Source organism: Bartonella sp. AP3QHHD, from assembly GCF_042195765.1.
Classification (GTDB): domain Bacteria; phylum Pseudomonadota; class Alphaproteobacteria; order Rhizobiales; family Rhizobiaceae; genus Bartonella.
Map to the genome: position 1 here is coordinate 1 of NZ_JBHIPC010000010.1, position 2,010 is coordinate 2,010.

The window sequence follows — 2,010 nt, forward strand, 5'->3', positions numbered from 1 at the left end:
TTTAAAGGGCTTTAAAAGGGCTTAAAATCATACAAGCCAGCTTATACAACAGCTATCAATTTGACTTGCGCTATTTTTGGTTTTGTATTTAATCTTTCCATAACCTTATAAGAACAGCGCCATCAGCTCCAGCGCCGCTTGGAGAGGAATCTCCATGAGAGCCAGCACCACCACCACCAAAACCACGCCCTGCTTTTCCTGAACTATAGGAACCTTGTCCTATCCCTCCAGCGCCACCTCTTGATGTATCACCCCCAGCATCACCTCCGTTACCGCTTGTCTTACTCGTAATTCCGCTTGTTCCAGCATAACCATTCCCGCCTTTAGCAAGTCCTAGGTGCTCATCCGTTGCCAAGCCAAAGTTTCCACCTGTTCCTCCAGCACCGCCACCGCCTGAATAGTAGGTAGTCGTACCACCACCAAATCCCGTGTGAGATTGATAGGCAGAAGCACCCCCACCACCATGTCCTCCTGTCGCCGTAATAAAATTCTTTCCAACAGCTGTTGTTCCTCCAGAATTTCCTGTCGCACTGCGTGATGCAACAGAAGCGCCTCCTTTACCAATTGTGATATCTTCATGACCATTTAAACTGGCTTTATAGCCATACCAGACTGAACAACCGCCACCGCCGCCACCTCCTCCTAATCTTGGCGTATCCGCTCCGCCACCACTACCACCGCCACCCCAAGCTTGGATCTCAACTTTGGTTTTATCGGTGACCCAGACGGGCCATTGAATTTTCCCATCTTGCGTATACAGCAATTCAGCATCGGCAAGAGCCGGCCAATTCGTGATTTTATCGGTCAAATCTTTTTTAAGACTCTTTATTTGTGACAAAATGGCGGCATCCACTTGCGCTTTCGTATAAACAAGATCTCCATCCACTTTTAAAGGTCCTTTAAGCAAGCTTCCGGTTGTGCTTAGACTGCTAACGACTTTGTTGTTATGGATAAGGTTAAACGACGAATTACCCAACAGTTCTAAGCCACCACTCATAGTGACTTTGCTGGTAAATTTATTATAATTCTGCCATTCATTTGGGCTGGCTAAGCGTCCATAGCTTGTGAGATCTTCATTGATCTTGGCTCTAAAATCGTCAAGACCCACGATATCTTCTGTTTTATGTTGATGTGCGCCTAACAATGATATTGCACTGCCAAAAGTGAAGTTATTATTGCTTGATTTATAGAGAACATAATTGTTGGCGGCATCTTTTGCCCCCTCGATATCGCTTAAATCAGCAAATGAGAAGGTTTTATCCGCTGCCATTTTGCCATTGAGGGCTGTTTCAAGATCTGCAACATCACTTATGGTATGCGTGTGTTGTAAAGGTGCTTTTTGGTCTACCTTGTCCTCAACAGCCAAAAGAGCTTGATCAATTTTCGTCAAGTTTTCCCGCAAGATTGGGAATTCAGAACTGATAAAGCGTCCTTCTTTAGGCAATTCCATGTCGAGTTTTTTGGTTTTGGTCATCTCTGTTCTCCCATCACAATATACCGGCACCAAAATCACACACCATTGACCGTGCCGCCGGTCCACCGGTAAGGGTCAATTTCAAGCGCGCTTGTTTGGCGCCTTTGTCGCTGCTCACAAATTTGCGCTCTGTCCAAAGGGGCTCGGATAACTGCTCTGTTTCCTCTAATGTGAGAGGGGTGAAACCATCATCATCCAGTTGCATCTCCAGTGTAAAGGTTGCACCGCCTGGTAAAAATGTTTTGATATAACTGGTTAACCTTGCTTTTTCCCCAAAGGCAAAAGCACGGGTGACATAAGTGGCTGTTTTATGAATCTTCCCCGCAATCAATTGAACAGGCGCAAACAAGACGGGTGAGAGCTTTTCGGTGCCTTTGAGAATAGCGCGGAGCTTTACCTTTTCACTGATATATTCAGTAAGACTGAGTAATTGAAAGGGAAGGAGTTGATAAACCGTGCCATTGTTTCTTTCAATTTCAAAGATGACAGAACAATCGCTTGAAGGCAATTCAATGGCTGCGCGTATTTGTAAATCA

Annotated in this window: 1 protein-coding gene and 1 pseudogene; both read right to left on the bottom strand. The window is 45.3% G+C overall.

Annotation, left to right across the window (positions count from 1 at the left end; genetic code table 11):
• Positions 1 to 88: 88 nt before the first annotated feature.
• Complete coding sequence (locus ACFIL7_RS00175; protein WP_375683230.1) at positions 89 to 1,474, bottom strand: Bgr_08870 family protein; 1,386 nt, start codon at positions 1,472 to 1,474, stop codon at positions 89 to 91.
• Between the two features lie 13 nt (positions 1,475 to 1,487).
• Positions 1,488 to 2,010, bottom strand: a pseudogene (locus ACFIL7_RS00180) (DUF4815 domain-containing protein); the annotation flags it as partial.